The sequence below is a fragment of the Acinetobacter vivianii genome, assembly GCF_014635885.1.
Classification (GTDB): Bacteria; Pseudomonadota; Gammaproteobacteria; order Pseudomonadales; family Moraxellaceae; genus Acinetobacter; species Acinetobacter vivianii.
In genome coordinates this window covers 1-18,551 of the sequence record NZ_BMDR01000013.1, presented here as the reverse complement: position 1 = coordinate 18,551, position 18,551 = coordinate 1, and the positions used below count along the sequence as shown (strand labels likewise).

Genomic DNA, 18,551 nt, shown 5'->3' with positions numbered 1-18,551 from the left:
TCAAAATTGAGATCTTTTTTTAAATTTAAAAATTAAGGCAATACTAGCTTTTTAAATTTAAATCATGGGCTGTGGATATCTATTTTTCCTAAAATAATGATATAAAAAATAAAAGTTTATCGTTCTCTTGGTGTTTTATTTGTATCACTCACCGTTTAACTCGAAGAAATGAATTTAAAAGTGGATAAGTTTTTTAAATTTAAATGATCGAGTTATCCATTATTGTGTTTTTGAATTTAAATTGGGCTTGTTGATAACTTTTAAATTTAAAATAAAGCCTGAATTATGAATTTAAAAGTAGTGTTTTAAATTTAAAAACCGAGAAATGAATTCAAAGTTACGTTTCCAAACTATACATCTTCATATAGCGTGTTAAGGTGGAGAGGAAATTTAAATTCAAAAGTTTTGGTTCAGTCATGAAACGTCATTTTTCTTTTTTTCTAGGCACTGCCTTATTTACTATTTTCAATCAGGCGCATGCCGAGCTGGTCATTAATGGTGCAACCGTTTCTACACCAGCCACTACAGCACCTGTTGCCAGTAATTATACGCCAAATTCTAATTTTCAGGGCTGTATTGCCAATTTGCGTTCGCAAGCAATTTCATCGGGCGTTTCTGGCGCGACTTATGATCGTTATACGCAAAATTTAACGCCTGATTATTCTGTGATTGATAAATTAAATTATCAGCCTGAATTTTCGACACCGATCTGGGATTATTTGTCTGGCCTTGTGGATAACGAGCGCGTTCAGGCAGGACAACAAAAATTAAACCAACATCGTGCTGTATTGAACCGTGTTGAGCAGGCGTATGGTGTACCTGCTGAAACGGTTGTGGCAGTGTGGGGCGTCGAAAGCAATTATGGCGATATTTCGGGTAAATATCCTTTATTACAAGCTCTAGGGACTTTAAGTTGTGAAGGTCGCCGTCAAAGTTATTTCCGTGGTGAGTTTTTTGCCACCATGCGTATTTTACAGCGTGGTGACTTAACTCAGGATCAACTTTATGGCTCATGGGCAGGTGCTTTTGGTCATACCCAGTTTATGCCGTCGACTTATGAACGTTTAGCGGTCGATTTTGATGGTGATGGCCGTCGTGATCTGGTTTCTAGTACCACAGATGCCTTGGCTTCAACAGCAAATTTCTTAAAACGGGCAGGGTGGCAAACAGGCATGCCGTGGGGTTTTGAGGTAAAAATTCCGCAAGGTATGTCGATTTCTGGTGAAAGCCGCCGTAATAAAAAGCCATTAAATAGCTGGATTGCACAAGGGGTCACCCGAGTTGATGGTACAGCATTGATTCAAGGTAATTTATCTGGCAGTACGCCAGCAGGACTGATTTCGCCAGCGGGTGCAAATGGTCCAGTGTTCTTGGTCTTTAAAAACTTTGATGCAATTTATAGCTATAACGCGGCTGAAAGCTATGGTTTAGCGATTGCACATTTATCAGATCGTTTACGTGGTGGTACACCATTTTTAACTTCATGGCCAACGGATGATCCTGGTACATCACGTGCGGAACGTCGTGAAATTCAACAGTTTTTAGTGCAACGTGGCTATGATATTGGTGCAGTTGACGGATTGATTGGGGATAAAAGTCGTCAGGCCATTCGTCAGGAGCAAACTCGTTTAGGCTTAAATCCAACAGGACGTGCGGGGCAGCAGATTTTACGAGCTTTCCGTCAGGAACAAGCCAAACAAATGATGCAATAAATGATTCATTAAAAAAGGTCTGCCTCGTGCAGACCTTTTTTATTTTAAGGTGCTGGATCTAATTTAACAGCTTCTAAAATATCAAAAATGACCGCAGTCACATCCTGACTTAAATCACGGTCATTAAAAATCTCATAAGCGGTAATGGTGACATCGGTGTCACTTGGAAGTTGCTTTTGTTCTTCTTCAATCAGATGTTCGATGGGTAACAAGGTCTGTTTGACTTCCAGATGTAAAATCTCATCATACGCGACATTTTCATCTTCCAATTCAACTTCTTGCTCGTTGAAATAAGGAATTAAAATAGAATGGAGAAAGGGGCTAATATCTTCAATATTCAAGAATTCGATATCACGAGTCTGCTCAATCGTACTGATGTGGTCGTTCACTTCAATTAAGATATGATAATAACTCATGCCGATCTCCATTAAGATAAATATGATGTTTTCATCCACAATAACATGAATAAATCCAAAGAATCGACCCATTCTTGTTACTAAGAAAGTGATAATCGATAAAACACCTATATTTTATAAGGATTAAAGCTCCCGAGAAAAACCTAATAATTCCAGATCTGTATCCGTCAGCTGAAAATCTTTTGCATTCTGCTCTTTGATGCGCGGATACATCAAGGATTTTGGATCTTGAGTATGCTTTAGGCCTAAGGCATGTCCAAATTCATGCGCCAGCGTTAAACGTAAATCATCCATTGATGAAAATTCATAAATAAAAATCTGTTGGCCGTGAAATTGACCTTTATGAAGGATTTGAGGCTTAAAGGTCTGGTTAAATGCAGCTACAGATTCAGTCAATTGTTGATGCAACTGTTTAGACTGCTCTGTTTGTCGGTTGAATTGTTGAACCAGTTGATTGTGTTCAGCAATTTTTGCCTCTAAATCTACAGATTGCTGTTGCAGTGTGTGTTGTTGCTGCTCGAGTCGTGCGATTTGCTTTTGATTTTTGGTTGAGACTTTTAGATTTTGCACGGCCTGCTGATATTTTTGCTGATTATTTTGGTAATCAATCTTTTGTAATTCAAGTTGAGTCTCTGAGCGGGCAACGCTTTGTTTTAAATGCTGTAATTGCTGATTTTGGTCTAACCAATGCTGTTGTTCCTGCTCGAGCTGGTTCAGATTTTCTGAGCGCTTCATGCTGCGCACTTGGCGTTGATCAAAAACCAAATGAATGACAAAGCTTGCTTCAGGATCATAGACAAAATAATTTTGTCCCGTATCTTTTGCCCAGATTGCAGCAGCTTGTTGACTTAACTCAATCATTTGCTGTTGTGTGATATTGAGACGTGGATCAAGATCGGCAATTCGGTAACGCAAAGGGTGTTCGGTGCTATAGCGGATTTGTGTCTGGGAAGCATTTGAGGAAATTTGAGCAAAAGCTGACGCTGGGGCCAGCATGAAAAAGCATGCAGCCAACAGGAGAGAAAACGAACGCATAAAGGGAGATAAAGCTTGAAAAAGGTCGCATTTTAATCAATTTAAACATGTAGTCAAATTGATGAGCTGAGTGATGTTTGATGGTTTAAAGAAATATTTCTAGAAAATGAATAAAAATACAAATGTAGAAAAAAGCAAGAAAAATGGGGGTAAATATAGTGAGTTTGCAGCTAAAAACAATTAAAAATAAAATCAGAACAACTGCTTATTTTTTATTCTTATCTCGTTTATTTAAATTCAGCTACGTATCCAAAAGCATCTGAACATAAAATAATGCACCAAAAATTATTATATTATTCACATAAAAATCAGAATTTAACTGTTTGAAAAATAGACTTTAATTCTACTCGATCTGAAGGATCAATCATATCGGGTTCAAACTTAATACATCGCTTTAACTAGATCCTTGTCTGAATCGGTTAATGCAAACTTTTGCAGGTTCTGTTGTTGAATAATCGGGTACATCAAAGAGCTTGGATCATCGGTATGCGCTAAGCCTAAAGCATGTCCAAACTCATGCGCCAGTGTTAAGCGCAGGTCATTGGTAGAGGAAAACTCATAAATCATGATGTGCTTGCCATTAAAATGCCCTTTGTGGAATAGGCGTGGCTGGAAGATCTGATTAAACTGATTCGCCGATGCAACCAGTTGTTGATTGTTCTGATTAAGTGACTGGATATCCTGATTGAGCTGTCGAGTCCGTTGATTATGCTGTTGAATCTCCTGTTGCAGAGCTAAAGATTGTTGCTGTAAGGCGGCTTGTCGTTGTGTGAATTGATCAGCTAAAGCTTTTGAAGAAGAACGTTGCTGATTAAAACGCTGCACATCCTGATTATATTGCTGAAATTGCGAATTGAGTTGGGCTTGTTTATGGGCAATCAGAGCCGAGGTTTGCTGGATTTCGGCCTTCATGTGCTGTAATTGTTGATTCTGATCTTTCCATTGTTGCTGGTCTTGTTGCAGTTGTTGCAGGCTTTGCACACGGTCTGTGCTTCGTTGTTGGCGTTCATCAAAAACCAGATTGATACTAAATTCGGCCTCTGGATCGTAAATAAAATTTTGCTGGCCCGTTTCATGTTCCCAGATTTTGGCTGCTTGCTGGGTCAGTTCGAGCACTTGTTGCTGACTTAAATGAAAGCGCGGATCGATATCGGCAATACGATAATGCAGCGTTTTTTTGAATGTTTGATGCTGATGCGGATCAATCAGATTGATATTGTTCTGGGCATGGGTGAGGTGAGGGGATGCCATACATAAGCATGCAGCAATCATTGCAAAACCAAGATAATGCATCAGCCAAACTCCCCCTAAATAAGGCTTATTTTTGAGCAGTATTTGATTCAGGTCAAAACGCTATCTATTTAATAAATAAAACTAAAAACTGTGATTTTTTTCTAATAAATAAAAAAATGAATCGAATAATTTGCAGAATCATAAATGTAGTCTTTTGCGTGTTTTTTTATTCATAATAATAAGTGAATCAAGCGATTAAATTTATTGAGCTAAAAAACTTCTCATTAAGCAGCAATAAAAGTCCCTATTGTTAACTTTTGTAAAATATCGATAAAGTGGTAATTTTTTTGAATTTTTTATAAAAAATTGCTGCTTTGTGACACTTAATGTCTGGGGGATTTTTGAGCAAAATGTGAATTGTTACTCATTCTATATGCATATTATTTTTTCTCTGTTTATCGGGTGTTTAACAGATTTCGATCTGCCTCGGTTAAACGGAAATGCGCTCTATCTTGATCTTTCATAATGGGATGCATAAGCGCCTGTGGATCATCGGCATGTTGTAATCCTAAGGCGTGACCGAATTCATGCGCCAGTGTTAAACGCAGATCATCTTCGGATTCAAATTCATAGATTAGAATCTGTTTGCCATTAAATAGACCTTTATGAAATAAATGTGGCTTAAACCGTTGCTTATATTGGTCGACAGAAGCATTAAGTTGCTGGTCTAGTGAATTAAGCTCATCCACTTGTTGATTCAGCTGCTGAATCTTTTGGTTGTACTGGTTAATTTCCTGCTTAAGAGACTGTGCATTTTGCTGCAAAGCTTGTTGTCGCCGCTGAAAATAATCAGGATTGGCGAATGCCGCTGGGTTTTGTCGCGCCCGTTGCTGTTCTTGGTTGTAAGCTTGGATTTGCTGATTCAATTGTTGCTGTTTTAAACCTAGAAATTGCCGGTTCTGAAGAATCTCCTGTTCAATCTGATCTAAGGATTTCTTTTTCTCTTGCCAGCGTTGCTGGTTTGATTCAAGTTGGCTCAAATGTTCCCGACGTTGTTCACTTTCGATTTGACGCTCATCATAGATAAGATGAATCGCCAGTTGGGCGTTTGGATCATAAACAAAGTAATCCTGTCCTGTGCCATCTTTCCAGATTTGCACAGCTTGCTCACTAATCGCTTTCACTTGCTCTAGGCTGAGCTTAAAACGTGGATCAACCTCTGCAATGCGGTAGCGAAGCCGTGTATCAAAGGGCTTGCTGATTCGATCGGTCAGTGAGTTAAATTTAAGTTGTGGGTGTTGATAGGTCTGATAACCTGACCAGAACAGAAACATTACCAATGCCAGAAGAAGGAGATTCTTCATTCGCTATTCGTTGAGAATAAAGGTTGATATAGGCTAGGGAGTAGTAATATCCCCCAGATTAGTGTCGCGAAAATATTTCCCATTTCATAAAAAATAGCGCCTAGACCAGATATGAATGTCCAGGAAAAACTGGGTAATAGATAAAGCAGTAAAAGCGGGAAATAGCTATAGAGATATAACGTTCTTGCCCAAGCTTTAAAGAAAAATAAACCAGCTAACATGATCACAGCAATGATTGATGCCAGTCCTGTCAGAAGGATTTCCCAGTTTTGTGGTTCGGTTGCCAGTAATTCGCTGACAGCTATAGATCGTTCATTATAGACATCCAAAATTGCACTGATAAAAATACAAAGCAGTGAAGCAATTAATAACAGTCTAAATTTGGATTTGGTCAGGACGGGATCTTTTTTCATTTTTTAACAATAATGGATTTTCTAATTGTTTGAATTATACATAAAAAGGATTCAGTTTCTTAAATGGTTCTATCCGTTTAAGAAAGTCCCAAGCATCTACGATTCAGTAAATAATAGAATACACTGAATTAGGCACAGGTTATTTTGAGCATCTCACAGCATTTAGAGTATAAAAAAACCGCGCTTACGCGCGGTCTTTTTTTAAAGAGACAAATTATTTTTTGTCATCTTTTACTTCTGTGAACTCAGCATCTACAACGCCATCGTCCGCTTTTTGTTGTTGACCCGCATCGCCACCTTGGAATGCATTTGGATCAAAACCTTCTGCGCCGCCAGCTGCACCTTGTGCTTGTTCATAAGCACGTTGTGTAATTGGCATCAAGATGTTTTGTAAAGCTTCAGTCTTCGCTTTGATGTCTTCAACATCATTTTCTTTAGTTGCTGCTTCAAGCTCAGAAACCGCAGTCGTGATCGCAGTTTTTTCATCTTCAGTCACTTTGTCACCAAGATCTTTTACTGCTTTAGTTGAGCTAGAAACAAGCGCATCTGCTTCGTTACGCGCTTTCGCTAACTCTTCAAACTTACGGTCTTCTTCAGCATTCGCTTCAGCATCTTTGATCATTGCTTCGATTTCAGCATCAGACAAACCTGAGTTTGCTTTAATCTGGATAGATTGCTCTTTACCAGTGCTCTTATCTTTAGCCGATACTTTCAAGATACCGTCAGCGTTGATGTCGAACGATACTTCAATTTGCGGTACGCCACGTGGAGCAGGTGGGATATCGCCTAACTGGAAGTTACCCAACAATTTGTTTTGTTGAGCCATTTTACGTTCACCTTGGTAAACCGAAATGTCTACTGCAGGCTGGTTGTCAGCAGCTGTAGAGAACACTTGTGATTTCTTCGCAGGAATCGTGGTGTTTTTCTCAATGATCGGAGTTAATACGCCGCCCATTGTTTCGATACCTAAAGTTAATGGTGTTACGTCTAATAAAAGTACGTCAGTTTTGTCACCAGACAATACTGCACCTTGAATCGCAGCACCAATCGCAACCGCTTCGTCAGGGTTCACGTCTTTACGTGGCTCTTTACCGAAGAATTCTTGTACTTTTTGTTGTACAAGTGGCATACGAGACTGACCACCCACCAAGATTACGTCAGAGATGTCAGAAGTCGAAAGACCAGCATCTTTAAGCGCGATACGGCAAGGCTCAATTGTACGAGCAACTAAATCAGCAACCAAACCTTCAAGTTTTGCACGCGTTACATTGATCACTAAGTGTTTAGGACCAGTTGCATCGGCAGTGATATACGGAAGGTTGATTTCAGTTGCATTCGATGAAGAAAGCTCGATTTTTGCTTTTTCAGCAGCTTCTTTCAAACGTTGTAACGCAAGTGGATCATTTTTCAGGTTCACACTTTGTTCTTTCTTGAATTCTTCAACAAGGAATTCAATTAACGCGTTATCAAAGTCTTCACCACCAAGGAAAGTATCACCATTTGTTGATAACACTTCGATTTGCTGGTCGCCATCAAGGTCTGCGATTTCAATGATTGATACGTCAAAAGTACCACCACCTAAGTCGTAAACTGCAACTTTACGGTCGCCTTCTTTTTTGTCCATACCGAACGCAAGTGCCGCAGCAGTTGGTTCGTTAATGATACGTTTAACGTCTAAACCAGCGATTTTACCCGCATCTTTAGTTGCTTGACGTTGCGCATCGTTAAAGTAAGCAGGAACAGTAATCACTGCTTCAGTAACTGTTTCACCTAAATAGTCTTCTGCAGTTTTCTTCATCTTTTTCAAGATTTCAGCAGAGATCTGTTGAGGTGCTAATTTTTTATCGTTTACTTCAACCCAAGCATCGCCATTGTCTGCTTTGATGATTTTGTAAGGTACAAGACCGATGTCTTTCTGTACTGCTTGATCTTCATAACGACGACCAATCAAACGCTTGATTGCGAATAATGTATTTTTCGGGTTGGTTACCGCTTGACGTTTTGCGCTTTGACCAACAAGGATCTCGCCATCTTTATATGCAATGATAGATGGAGTTGTACGTGCGCCTTCAGCGTTTTCGATTACTTTTACTTTATCGCCTTCAAGTACAGCAACACATGAGTTGGTAGTACCTAAGTCAATACCAATAATTTTTGCCATTGATTGTGTTCCTCTAAAATTTTGTTGCAATGTTTTTGCTTGTTATTCGATATGAGAGTCAATCGGTTTTTTTCAAGCATTTTTATGAAAAAAAATCAAAAAACTCTCAAATTTCTACATTTTTGAGCAAATAAATGCTCTGCTGGTCGGGGTTATTGACCCACCATCACCATTGCTGGGCGGAGTAGGCGACCATTTAAGGTATAGCCTTTCTGTAAAACCGTACCGATTTGATTCGCTTGCGCATTTGGATCAATACCTACAGCTTGGTGTAAATCTGCATTGAAACCATTTTGAGTATCTGCTTCGACTACACCAAACTTCTCAAGCGTGGTGAGTAGCGATTTCAAAGTCAGCTTAACGCCTTCAAGTACTGGCGTTTCTTCTTCGCCAGCAGCCTGAATCGCACGTTCGAGATTATCGACAGAATCGAGTAATTCTTTGGCAAACTTTTCAAGCACCGTATCTTTGTGCTTTTCAGATTCGCGTTGGATACGTTCTACACTTTTCTGCGCTTCATAAACCGCATTGGCAGTACGTGCTTTTTCTAATTTCAGGCTTTCTTCAAGCTTGGTGATTTGCGCTTGTAAATCTTCAACGCTAAGCTCGTTTGCTTGCTCTACACCTTCAGCTTGAGTTTGTTCAGTCTGTTGCTCATTTTGAATGTCTTGAGCTTGCTCATTGTGCTCATTAGCCATTGATGATCTCCGTTGAAAAAAGTTCTTAAACATGTACAGTCCTTTTGGCGTGAATGCTCTTAGGGTTAAACCCGAACTGCCACATCTTGGTCATTCATTGATAGGGATGAAGTATGGGCTAGCCGACAAAATTCAAGCGTTCAGGTCAATTTAAATCTTTTAATTTTGCTGATTTAAGTAAAAATTTAGGTTTTCAATCACAAAAGCAATAAATTCTTGGGTAATTTTCGGTAAATGTTGCCTTGAAGCATAGACTAACGACAAGGTCAGATCAGGTGCAGAAAAATCTGTAAATACCTGTTGCAAACGCTGCTCAGCGATGTCTTTGCGCACCAGTAAAGTGGGTAGCATCGCAATGCCTTCAGCTTTTAGACACATCTGATAAAGCGCAATCACATCATTGCTTTTAAACGTAACATTTAATGGATAGTTCTGAGGTTGCTGATCTGTATCAAACAAGGTCCAGTACTGGTTGTGGGTGTGGTGTGCAATACATTCATGTTGAATCAGTTGACTGGGATGCGACAGGGGAGTGTGATCCTGTAAATAATGGGGATGCGCGCAAAAGGTCGATTCAATTTGGCAGACAGGCCGTGCAATCAATCCATCCGCAACTTTCTGGGTAATGCGTAATGCAAGGTCAACCTGAGCATCGATCAGATCTACGGTATTTTCAGTTAAATACACATCAAAATGAATCTGTGGATAGCGCTTTTTAAATTGCTTAATACATTCATTCACGCCTAGCTGGAATAAAAACAGACCACAAGTAAAACGAATCGTCCCGTTATGTTGTTCGGGTGCGGCCAAACCTTCTAACAGCTGTTGCTGCTGTAAAATATTTTCACAATAGACCAGCGCTTTCTCACCTGCTGGGGTGAGCGATACTTTACGGGTATTGCGTTGAAATAATCGGGTCGAAAAGGTTTGCTCGAGGTGGTCTAAATAGCGAGACACCATTGCTTTGGAATAATCCAGATGTTCTGCGGCTTTGCTCAGATTGCCTTGGTGAGCAATACAAACAAAGACTTGAATGGCTTTTAAGGTATCCATGTTTATTATCATTGTTGCAAGATATGCAACATTTTATCTTAGTTTAGTGTGTTTCTTCAGCAAGAATTGCAATTTAAAGTAGTTGTTATCAAATTGGAGACGATAACATGAATACCAAAGCTTATGTCCTTGCTTTATCTGCCTTCGCAGCAAGTTCTGCTGCATTTGCACAAGACTTAAAAATCCAGAATTTTTTGGCTCAGCCTGACCATTTTGGCGTGACTTCAACTTTAATTGAAGGGGATAAAGAAGTCTTACTGGTCAATGCACAATTTTCTAAATCAGAAGCATTACGTATTGCTGCCGACATCTTGGATAGCGGTAAGACCTTAAAAACTATTTTTGTCAGCTATGGCGATCCAGATTTCTATTTTGGTTTAGATGTATTTAAACAGTACTTCCCGAATGTTCAGATCATTGCGACGCCAGAAACGGTGAAACATATTCAGGATACACAAGCCTTGAAAGTTGCATATTGGGGACCCAAAATGGGCGCCAATGCACCAAGTAAAATTATTGTGCCACAAGCCTATACCTCAAAAACTTTAAAACTCGAAAATGAAAATATCGAAATTAAAGGTAAAAAAGAACTGACTTATTTATGGATTCCAAGTGCTAAAGCAGTTGTCGGCGGTATTCCTGTATCTTCGGGTATTCATTTGTGGACAGCAGATACCCCAACAGTCAAAGATCGTGCTGAAGTGGTACAAACCTTAGAAAGTATTAAAGCACTTAATCCTAAAGTGGTTGTACCTGCACATATGAAAGTAGGGGCGGCTGAAGGTCTGGATGCGGTGAATTTCTCGATTGACTATTTAAAGCAATATGAGAAAGCGGTGAAAAGCACAAAGAATTCAGCTGAACTGGTGAAAATGATGCAAAAGCAATATCCAGCATTGGGTGAGTCGAGTAGTCTTGAACTTGGTGCCAAAGTTGTAAAAGGCGAGATGAAATGGCCTTAATTATGGGCTAAGCAATCAAAACCGTGATGAAAATGCACGGTTTTTTTATGTCTGCTACATTTATTTTTAATCAAAAATACTTAATTGTAATCTTTTAGGACGGTTGTGCTGTGTTTCTATGAATTATAAAAAAATAAGATAATTGCTTTTTTAATTTTCTAAGTCGATAAAACGCGATGAAAATGCTGTGTTGATAAATGCTTAGCGTTTTATTCGGGATTGGGGAATATGTGAATTAAGCAAATAGATGATTTAAGAAAAATTGCAAAACAATGCGGCTTCCATAACAAACTGCAACTAATCCTCATCACGTCCGTGGAAAAAATTGTGAATTATAGGCATCGCAAAGACAACTTTGCTTTTCGTCATAATGAAAGGAAATACCAAATGAAAAAGTTAGCATTGATTTCTGCAGTTGTAGCTGGTGTTGCATTAACGGCAGTAGGTTGCTCGTCTCAAGGTGGTTTAGAAGCTTCTGGTTCGGCTCAAACAAGCGCAAGCCCAGCTGGTGTACAAGGTGGCGTTGGTGTAGACGCAGGTTCATCAGTTGATGTTCAACCAGGTGGTGCTTCAGCTGACGTTTCAGGTTCTGTATCAGGTTCAGCAGGCGCTGGCGCTCAATAATTTTTTATTGTTAAGTTGGCTTCGCATAAGATTGATCAACAGATGCCGCATTTAATCTTATCTATGTACTGCTATACATAACGCGAAGTTGACTTATTCATGAAAATGACACTTTTAAAGTGATATAAAACTAGAACTAACCGGTTAGTTCTAGTTTTATAGTTTTGAAAATAAACAGTTAAAACAGCGTTTAATTGACATAAAAAGTAGCTGTGAATAAGCACTATGGTTAATGACTTTTTAGCAATAGCCCTTTAGCGTACGACTTATTTCAAATCTTGAACTTGATCTAAGACTTTATAAAAGCATATAGTCGAAGACAACAAGAATTATGGACAGAGCGAGAGAAGGGGACAAAAGTGACAGCATTACCTCCAAAAATACAAACACTTTTAGACAAAGGACAAGGTCCTGCTGCACGAGCGCTCGATAAGCTGCCCAAAATTGTACAAGAATCTCTGGCCAAGCTTTTAGGCTACCCTCATCAATATCCGGATCTGGATGCATTTACTAAATGTTTGATGGCTGTTCAGATCAAGCAAGGTCGCATTGGTTTTATCGGTGATGATCCCATTGATTCCCGTCGTCAGTTTGATGCGCAAATGTTGGCGATTCTGAATAAACCGACTTCGATTGAATCCGTTGAAGATATCCGTTTACCGCTACAAAGTGGAACAGTGTTCGCAAGACATTATCATCCAGCGCTAAATAAAAAATTGCCTATGCTGGTGTTTTACCACGGTGGTGGTTTTGTAGTGGGTGGTTTAGATACGCATGATGAAGCCTGTCGACTGATTGCCAAGCATGCCAAAGTTCAGGTTTTAAGTATTGACTATCCACTGGCACCTGAAGCATCACCTCAGTTGCTGATTAAATCGTGTGAAGATGCATTGGCATGGGTTTATCAAAACCGCCGTCAATTGAAAATCTATAAAAACCGTATTGCGGTTGGTGGAGACAGTGCGGGTGGAAATATCAGTACGGTAGTCGCGCAACATGCTGTTGGGAAATCTTATGCACCACAAGCACAGTTACTGATTTATCCTGTGGTCGACTTTAAAAGCAGACATCCATCATTCTATGCCTATGGCGAGGGACTGGTGTTAACCAGTAAAGATGTGGACTATGTGACAGATTATTATGCGACCCAGCAAAATGTGGCTTTAGACGATCCATTAATTTCACCGACCTATGGCAGCCTTAAAAAGTTGGCACCTGCATATGTGATTACGGCTGGTCATGATCTACTTCATGATGAAGGTGCAATCTATAGTCATAAACTCAGACAAAATGGCGTCAAAGTGCAATACGTCGATTATCCAGACCAAACGCATGGTTTTATCAATATAACGCCCGTCTCAAGCAAAGCAAAACGCAATACCATTGAAGTGGCGAAGAACTTCAGAAAGTTCTGGGATAAACATAGTTAATGACAAAGAACCGATGTTTCACGTGAAACATCGGTTCTTTGTTTTAGGTAACAAATAGAAATAGCAAAAACAGATTTGCAAAATTAAGATGAAGATCCACAACACGTCTATTTCCAAGCTGAGAAAAGCAATGATGAAAAAGTTGTTCATTACAACAAGTTTAATTTTGGCAAGCGGTCATTTATTTGCAAATACGATGGTTGATATGAAAACCAGTATGGGGAATATTGAAATCGAGCTGTTTGATGATAAAGCACCAGTTTCAGCAAAGAACTTTGAAAGCTACGTAAAAAGTAACTTCTATACAGGTACGATTTTTCATCGCGTGATACCTGGTTTCATGGTGCAAGGTGGCGGCCTAGAAGCAAACATGATTGAGAAAAGCACGAAAGCGCCGATTGTGAATGAAGCAAGTAATGGTTTAAAGAATACCCGTGGTACTTTGGCAATGGCACGTACCAGTGATCCAAACTCGGCAAGCAGTCAATTCTTTATTAATGTGGCGGATAATAACTTTTTAAACAAATCACCGATGGATGCGGGCTACGCCGTTTTTGGTAAGGTCACAAAGGGCATGGATATCGTTGACAAGATTGTGAGTGTTCCTACAGGTAACTATGGAATGCATCAAAATGTCCCTAAACAGCCAGTTAAAATACTTAGTGTTCAGATAAAGAACAAGAAGTAAAAAGCAAAGCAGAAATATGAATAAAATATTTCTGCTTTAAATTTATATGGTTACAACGAATTTGTTTGAATAGTGCACATATTTGTGTGTAAAAAAAGAACACTCAATAAAACAAGGGCTTAAAAAAGCTTGCACACTAAAAAAAATCTCCTATAATGCACACATCCCGACGCAATGAAGCAAAAATAACTTAGCTTTAACGGTTAAGTTGTTAAATATTTATTGCGTTTTATTTATCGCTGACGAGGCGATAAAGAGATCATTAAGAGAATAGAAGAACAACTTGTGTGGATTTTTACTGGTTGATCAATCGAAAATATTTCATTGATTGAATGGTAAAAATTTCTCGAAGTTTATTTGAGCGAATTTTTAGTCAGAAAATTGATGAGCCAAGATTTGTAGCCATAAGCTACTAATGATTTTAAACTGAAGAGTTTGATCATGGCTCAGATTGAACGCTGGCGGCAGGCTTAACACATGCAAGTCGAGCGGGGGAGGTTGCTTCGGTAACTGACCTAGCGGCGGACGGGTGAGTAATGCTTAGGAATCTGCCATTTAGTGGGGGACAACATTCCGAAAGGAATGCTAATACCGCATACGTCCTACGGGAGAAAGCAGGGGATCTTCGGACCTTGCGCTAAATGATGAGCCTAAGTCGGATTAGCTAGTTGGTGGGGTAAAGGCCTACCAAGGCGACGATCTGTAGCGGGTCTGAGAGGATGATCCGCCACACTGGGACTGAGACACGGCCCAGACTCCTACGGGAGGCAGCAGTGGGGAATATTGGACAATGGGCGGAAGCCTGATCCAGCCATGCCGCGTGTGTGAAGAAGGCCTTATGGTTGTAAAGCACTTTAAGCGAGGAGGAGGCTACTTAGATTAATACTCTAGGATAGTGGACGTTACTCGCAGAATAAGCACCGGCTAACTCTGTGCCAGCAGCCGCGGTAATACAGAGGGTGCGAGCGTTAATCGGATTTACTGGGCGTAAAGCGTGCGTAGGCGGCTTTTTAAGTCGGATGTGAAATCCCCGAGCTTAACTTGGGAATTGCATTCGATACTGGGAAGCTAGAGTATGGGAGAGGATGGTAGAATTCCAGGTGTAGCGGTGAAATGCGTAGAGATCTGGAGGAATACCGATGGCGAAGGCAGCCATCTGGCCTAATACTGACGCTGAGGTACGAAAGCATGGGGAGCAAACAGGATTAGATACCCTGGTAGTCCATGCCGTAAACGATGTCTACTAGCCGTTGGGGCCTTTGAGGCTTTAGTGGCGCAGCTAACGCGATAAGTAGACCGCCTGGGGAGTACGGTCGCAAGACTAAAACTCAAATGAATTGACGGGGGCCCGCACAAGCGGTGGAGCATGTGGTTTAATTCGATGCAACGCGAAGAACCTTACCTGGCCTTGACATACTAGAAACTTTCCAGAGATGGATTGGTGCCTTCGGGAATCTAGATACAGGTGCTGCATGGCTGTCGTCAGCTCGTGTCGTGAGATGTTGGGTTAAGTCCCGCAACGAGCGCAACCCTTTTCCTTACTTGCCAGCATTTCGGATGGGAACTTTAAGGATACTGCCAGTGACAAACTGGAGGAAGGCGGGGACGACGTCAAGTCATCATGGCCCTTACGGCCAGGGCTACACACGTGCTACAATGGTCGGTACAAAGGGTTGCTACCTAGCGATAGGATGCTAATCTCAAAAAGCCGATCGTAGTCCGGATTGGAGTCTGCAACTCGACTCCATGAAGTCGGAATCGCTAGTAATCGCGGATCAGAATGCCGCGGTGAATACGTTCCCGGGCCTTGTACACACCGCCCGTCACACCATGGGAGTTTGTTGCACCAGAAGTAGCTAGCCTAACTGCAAAGAGGGCGGTTACCACGGTGTGGCCGATGACTGGGGTGAAGTCGTAACAAGGTAGCCGTAGGGGAACCTGCGGCTGGATCACCTCCTTAACGAAAGATTGGTGACCGGTAAGAATCCACAACAAGTTGTTCTTCGAAGATGTATCTGAGGGTCTGTAGCTCAGTTGGTTAGAGCACACGCTTGATAAGCGTGGGGTCACAAGTTCAAGTCTTGTCAGACCCACCACTACTGACGAAGTGATGAATAATCACAAGCTGCTAGATGAGAAGATATATCGTTCATTATGATTGTAAGCTGGGGACTTAGCTTAGTTGGTAGAGCGCCTGCTTTGCACGCAGGAGGTCAGGAGTTCGACTCTCCTAGTCTCCACCATGAATTAAATGAAACATTTAATTCTGAGCTAAATAGATTATAGAGTTTAGTGAATACGGTCTAAATTGACTGGTTTATTAATCTCTGTGATTTATCACAGTTTACTACGCACCGACGAGGTGGTAGTTAATCATTAACAGATTAGTAGAATTGAGTCTGAAATAAATTGTTCACTCATTCTTTGATTTAAACATTTTAATGTTTAAGTTGAATGAAATGAGAACTAGCAAAAACACTGAATCAAGCGTTTTGGTATATGAATTTAGATTGAAGCTGTATGGTGATTAAGTTCACAGACAACGAATAGTAGCAATTAAGTTTGCAACGCTAACACTCACTTGTATGTGTTAACGACTGTTTGGGGTTGTATAGTCAAGTAATTAAGTGCATGTGGTGGATGCCTTGGCAGTCAGAGGCGATGAAAGACGTGATAGCCTGCGAAAAGCTCCGGGGAGGCGGCAAATATCCTTTGATCCGGAGATTTCTGAATGGGGGAACCCACCCGCTATAAGGCGGGTATCATAAGCTGAATACATAGGCTTATGAAGCGAACGAGGGGAAGTGAAACATCTCAGTACCCTTAGGAAAAGAAATCAATTGAGATTCCCTTAGTAGCGGCGAGCGAACGGGGATCAGCCCATTAAGTTATGTGTGTTCTAGTGGAACGCTCTGGGAAGTGCGAACGTAGAGGGTGATATTCCCGTACACGAAAGGGCACACATAATGATGACGAGTAGGGCGAGGCACGTGAAACCTTGTCTGAATATGGGGGGACCATCCTCCAAGGCTAAATACTCCTGACTGACCGATAGTGAACCAGTACCGTGAGGGAAAGGCGAAAAGAACCCCTGTGAGGGGAGTGAAATAGATCCTGAAACCGCATGCATACAAGCAGTGGGAGCACCTTCGTGGTGTGACTGCGTACCTTTTGTATAATGGGTCAGCGACTTATATTCAGTAGCAAGGTTAACCGAATAGGGGAGCCGTAGAGAAATCGAGTCTTAATAGGGCGTTTAGTTGCTGGGTATAGACCCGAAACCAGGCGATCTATCCATGAGCAGGTTGAAGGTTGGGTAACACTAACTGGAGGACCGAACCCACTGTCGTTGAAAAGCCAGGGGATGACTTGTGGATAGGGGTGAAAGGCTAATCAAGCCTGGTGATAGCTGGTTCTCCCCGAAAGCTATTTAGGTAGCGCCTCGGACGAATACCATTGGGGGTAGAGCACTGTTTCGGCTAGGGGGTCATCCCGACTTACCAAACCGATGCAAACTCCGAATACCAATGAGTACTATCCGGGAGACAGACTGCGGGTGCTAACGTCCGTAGTCAAGAGGAAAACAATCCAGACCGCCAGCTAAGGCCCCAAAATCATAGTTAAGTGGGAAACGATGTGGGAAGGCATAGACAGCTAGGAGGTTGGCTTAGAAGCAGCCACCCTTTAAAGAAAGCGTAATAGCTCACTAGTCGAGTCGGCCTGCGCGGAAGATGTAACGGGGCTAAAACTATGTGCCGAAGCTGCGGATGTATACTTATGTATACGTGGTAGGGGAGCGTTCTGTAAGCCGATGAAGGTGTATTGAGAAGTATGCTGGAGGTATCAGAAGTGCGAATGCTGACGTGAGTAACGACAAAACGGGTGAAAAACCCGTTCGCTGAAAGACCAAGGGTTCCAGTCCAACGTTAATCGGGGCTGGGTGAGTCGACCCCTAAGGCGAGGCCGAGAGGCGTAGTCGATGGGAAATTGGTTAATATTCCAATACTTCTGTGTAATGCGATGAGAGGACGGAGAAGGTTAAGTCAGCCTGGCGTTGGTTGTCCAGGTGGAAGACAGTAGGCATGCATCTTAGGCAAATCCGGGGTGCTCTATGCTGAGAGTTGATAGCAAGCTGTACTTGTACAGTGAAGTGGCTGATACCATGCTTCCAGGAAAAGTCTCTAAGCTTCAGTTACACAGGAATCGTACCCGAAACCGACACAGGTGGTCAGGTCGAGTAGACCAAAGCGCTTGAGAGAACTCTGCTGAAGGAACTAGGCAAAATGGTACCGTAACTTCGGGAGAAGGTACGCTGCTGACGGTGATGGGACTTGCTCCCTGAGCTATTGGCAGCCACAGAAACCAGGCCGCTGCAACTGTTTATTAAAAACATAGCACTCTGCAAACACGAAAGTGGACGTATAGGGTGTGATGCCTGCCCGGTGCTGGAAGGTTAATTGATGGGGTTAGCGTAAGCGAAGCTCTTGATCGAAGCCCCAGTAAACGGCGGCCGTAACTATAACGGTCCTAAGGTAGCGAAATTCCTTGTCGGGTAAGTTCCGACCTGCACGAATGGCATAATGATGGCGGCGCTGTCTCCAGCAGAGGCTCAGTGAAATCGAAATCGCTGTGAAGATGCAGTGTACCCGCGGCTAGACGGAAAGACCCCGTGAACCTTTACTGCAGCTTGACATTGAACTTTGACCTTACTTGTGTAGGATAGGTGGGAGGCTTTGAAGTACGAACGCTAGTTTGTATGGAG

At 41.5% G+C, this 18,551-nt stretch carries 13 protein-coding genes, 2 tRNA genes and 2 rRNA genes; 9 read left to right on the top strand and 8 right to left on the bottom strand.

Annotation, left to right across the window (positions count from 1 at the left end; all coding sequences use genetic code 11):
- Positions 1-416: 416 nt before the first annotated feature.
- A complete protein-coding gene (locus IEV36_RS17790; RefSeq protein ID WP_005260373.1) occupies positions 417-1,712 on the top strand; it encodes a lytic murein transglycosylase in 1,296 nt (431 codons plus the stop codon).
- Positions 1,713-1,756: 44 nt separating this feature from the next.
- On the opposite strand, the gene IEV36_RS17785 is transcribed toward IEV36_RS17790, so the two are convergent.
- The 8 genes from IEV36_RS17785 to IEV36_RS17750 all read right to left on the bottom strand — a co-directional run bounded on the left by IEV36_RS17785 (position 1,757) and on the right by IEV36_RS17750 (position 10,085).
- Positions 1,757-2,140: a hypothetical protein gene (locus IEV36_RS17785; protein WP_171067092.1), complete on the bottom strand. Its 384-nt coding sequence runs from the start codon at positions 2,138-2,140 to the stop codon at positions 1,757-1,759.
- Positions 2,141-2,251: 111 nt separating this feature from the next.
- Positions 2,252-3,163 carry a matrixin family metalloprotease gene (locus tag IEV36_RS17780; RefSeq protein WP_005260375.1) on the bottom strand — a complete coding sequence of 304 codons (912 nt, stop codon included), beginning with the start codon at positions 3,161-3,163 and terminating at the stop codon, positions 2,252-2,254.
- 381 nt (positions 3,164-3,544) lie between these two features.
- On the bottom strand, positions 3,545-4,456 hold the full coding sequence (locus IEV36_RS17775; protein WP_005260377.1) for a matrixin family metalloprotease: 912 nt from the start codon (positions 4,454-4,456) through the stop codon (positions 3,545-3,547).
- 395 nt (positions 4,457-4,851) lie between these two features.
- Positions 4,852-5,760, bottom strand: a complete 909-nt coding sequence (locus IEV36_RS17770; RefSeq protein WP_005260379.1) for a matrixin family metalloprotease — start codon at positions 5,758-5,760, stop codon at positions 4,852-4,854.
- A complete protein-coding gene (locus IEV36_RS17765; RefSeq protein WP_005260381.1) occupies positions 5,757-6,173 on the bottom strand; it encodes a hypothetical protein in 417 nt (138 codons plus the stop codon). The genes IEV36_RS17770 and IEV36_RS17765 overlap by 4 nt, the downstream gene beginning before the upstream one ends.
- A 214-nt stretch (positions 6,174-6,387) precedes the next feature.
- A complete protein-coding gene (dnaK, locus tag IEV36_RS17760; RefSeq protein WP_004656796.1) occupies positions 6,388-8,334 on the bottom strand; it encodes a molecular chaperone DnaK in 1,947 nt (648 codons plus the stop codon).
- Positions 8,335-8,486: 152 nt separating this feature from the next.
- On the bottom strand, positions 8,487-9,032 hold the full coding sequence (gene grpE, locus IEV36_RS17755; protein WP_005228204.1) for a nucleotide exchange factor GrpE: 546 nt from the start codon (positions 9,030-9,032) through the stop codon (positions 8,487-8,489).
- A gap of 159 nt (positions 9,033-9,191) precedes the next feature.
- On the bottom strand, positions 9,192-10,085 hold the full coding sequence (locus IEV36_RS17750) for a LysR family transcriptional regulator (protein ID WP_005260383.1): 894 nt from the start codon (positions 10,083-10,085) through the stop codon (positions 9,192-9,194).
- Between the two features lie 107 nt (positions 10,086-10,192).
- Here IEV36_RS17750 and IEV36_RS17745 point away from each other — a divergent pair, with 107 nt between their 5' ends.
- The 8 genes from IEV36_RS17745 to IEV36_RS17710 form a co-directional block, all read left to right on the top strand.
- Entirely contained in the window at positions 10,193-11,047 is an 855-nt protein-coding gene (locus IEV36_RS17745) for an MBL fold metallo-hydrolase (RefSeq protein WP_005260385.1), read from the top strand.
- Positions 11,048-11,434: 387 nt separating this feature from the next.
- Entirely contained in the window at positions 11,435-11,671 is a 237-nt protein-coding gene (locus IEV36_RS17740) for a hypothetical protein (RefSeq protein WP_005260387.1), read from the top strand.
- Positions 11,672-12,030: 359 nt separating this feature from the next.
- Positions 12,031-13,101 (top strand): alpha/beta hydrolase, encoded by a 1,071-nt coding sequence (locus IEV36_RS17735; protein WP_005260389.1) that lies wholly within the window; start codon positions 12,031-12,033, stop codon positions 13,099-13,101.
- Positions 13,102-13,231: 130 nt separating this feature from the next.
- Complete coding sequence (locus IEV36_RS17730; protein WP_004776438.1) at positions 13,232-13,789, top strand: peptidylprolyl isomerase; 558 nt, start codon at positions 13,232-13,234, stop codon at positions 13,787-13,789.
- A gap of 423 nt (positions 13,790-14,212) precedes the next feature.
- Positions 14,213-15,749: ribosomal RNA gene (locus tag IEV36_RS17725) — 16S ribosomal RNA — on the top strand.
- Positions 15,750-15,808: 59 nt separating this feature from the next.
- Positions 15,809-15,885 (top strand) — tRNA-Ile (locus IEV36_RS17720).
- A gap of 71 nt (positions 15,886-15,956) precedes the next feature.
- Positions 15,957-16,032: transfer RNA gene (locus IEV36_RS17715), tRNA-Ala, on the top strand.
- A gap of 370 nt (positions 16,033-16,402) precedes the next feature.
- A 23S ribosomal RNA gene (locus IEV36_RS17710) occupies positions 16,403-18,551 on the top strand; the annotation flags it as partial.

What these genes read in the sequence shown, in the direction of transcription:
- IEV36_RS17790 (WP_005260373.1), top strand. Translation starts at nt 417, where the DNA reads ATGAAACGTCATTTTTCTTTTTTTCTAGGCACTGCCTTATTTACTATT.
- IEV36_RS17785 (WP_171067092.1), bottom strand. Translation starts at nt 2,140, where the DNA reads ATGGAGATCGGCATGAGTTATTATCATATCTTAATTGAAGTGAACGAC.
- IEV36_RS17780 (WP_005260375.1), bottom strand. Translation starts at nt 3,163, where the DNA reads ATGCGTTCGTTTTCTCTCCTGTTGGCTGCATGCTTTTTCATGCTGGCC.
- IEV36_RS17775 (WP_005260377.1), bottom strand. Translation starts at nt 4,456, where the DNA reads ATGCATTATCTTGGTTTTGCAATGATTGCTGCATGCTTATGTATGGCA.
- IEV36_RS17770 (WP_005260379.1), bottom strand. Translation starts at nt 5,760, where the DNA reads ATGAAGAATCTCCTTCTTCTGGCATTGGTAATGTTTCTGTTCTGGTCA.
- IEV36_RS17765 (WP_005260381.1), bottom strand. Translation starts at nt 6,173, where the DNA reads ATGAAAAAAGATCCCGTCCTGACCAAATCCAAATTTAGACTGTTATTA.
- dnaK (WP_004656796.1), bottom strand. Translation starts at nt 8,334, where the DNA reads ATGGCAAAAATTATTGGTATTGACTTAGGTACTACCAACTCATGTGTT.
- grpE (WP_005228204.1), bottom strand. Translation starts at nt 9,032, where the DNA reads ATGGCTAATGAGCACAATGAGCAAGCTCAAGACATTCAAAATGAGCAA.
- IEV36_RS17750 (WP_005260383.1), bottom strand. Translation starts at nt 10,085, where the DNA reads ATGGATACCTTAAAAGCCATTCAAGTCTTTGTTTGTATTGCTCACCAA.
- IEV36_RS17745 (WP_005260385.1), top strand. Translation starts at nt 10,193, where the DNA reads ATGAATACCAAAGCTTATGTCCTTGCTTTATCTGCCTTCGCAGCAAGT.
- IEV36_RS17740 (WP_005260387.1), top strand. Translation starts at nt 11,435, where the DNA reads ATGAAAAAGTTAGCATTGATTTCTGCAGTTGTAGCTGGTGTTGCATTA.
- IEV36_RS17730 (WP_004776438.1), top strand. Translation starts at nt 13,232, where the DNA reads ATGATGAAAAAGTTGTTCATTACAACAAGTTTAATTTTGGCAAGCGGT.